2 protein-coding genes are annotated in these 936 nt (G+C 38.4%); one reads left to right on the plus strand and one right to left on the minus strand.

Going from position 1 to position 936, the window contains the following annotated elements; all coding sequences use genetic code 11:
* A partial coding sequence (locus tag A3766_RS22035; RefSeq protein WP_231882960.1) for an alpha/beta hydrolase occupies positions 1 to 428 on the minus strand: 428 nt, incomplete at its 3' end.
* Positions 429 to 711: 283 nt separating this feature from the next.
* On the opposite strand from A3766_RS22035, the gene A3766_RS22040 reads away from it, so the two are divergent.
* A partial coding sequence (locus A3766_RS22040) for a hypothetical protein (RefSeq protein WP_197479680.1) occupies positions 712 to 936 on the plus strand: 225 nt, incomplete at its 3' end.

Here is a 936-nt window from a genome sequence, read left to right on the forward strand (position 1 = left end):
AGGTAATCTATCACACGGCTAAAATCATCGATGTCCTTTGGGCCAGCCGTATTAATCATGCCTTCTGATGTGCCGAAACCTCGAGTGCTATAACTAAAAACGATGTAGCCCTTTTCTGCTAACTCTCCTGCTTGTGTTAAATACTCATATTCATTCAGAGCCCAGCTATTTACAAAAATGATGGCTGGTGCTGGTTCTGACAGGTCATTAGGAACAAAGACATTGGCGGCCAAGTCAACACCATCATTTGCCTCCACAATGATGTCATCATTTGTTGTGTAGGCATCAGAGGTCGGAAAGATACCTTGGTTCAACAGTCCTGCAACAAAACTAAGTGCGGGGATATATCCATCATTATTAGCTTGTGCAGCCGGGACAAGCACACTTGCGGCAATACTTGCTGTTAGAATTGTTTTAATTAACTTCATTATTTTTATCCTTATTTTTATTATCTTAACTAGATATGTGTTAGTACGATCGTTTGTAAGTTCGATACTCCTTATCAATTTCATACCTCTTTTGTTAATAAATAGTATGTATTGATGAACACATGCTACATCCTTTAATAAGACAAATCGTTTACCAAATGAGACAGTTAGATTGAAATGTGAATAAACTCTCAGTTTTTGAGTGCCTAATAGAGATTAAATAGAACTTAACTGCTGCATAATAGGAAAAGTCGTATTACGGTTTAACAAAAGAATAAATACAATGAATACTAATGCTCGTTTTCCAGGTTGGGGAAGCGGTCAGGTGACAATCTTGCTTGAATATGCCTTATCTAAAGGCCTATCCACTAAGCGAGTATTGGAGGGCTCTGGTATTACACTCGAAAGCCTTGAACATAGTGACCCGTCCTTAGACCAAGAATTGCGTGTGATTAAAAATTTGCTTGCTTGTATGCCCACTCATCCTTTTAGAGTAGGCTTTGATGTT

The organism is Oleiphilus sp. HI0132 (assembly GCF_001635845.1).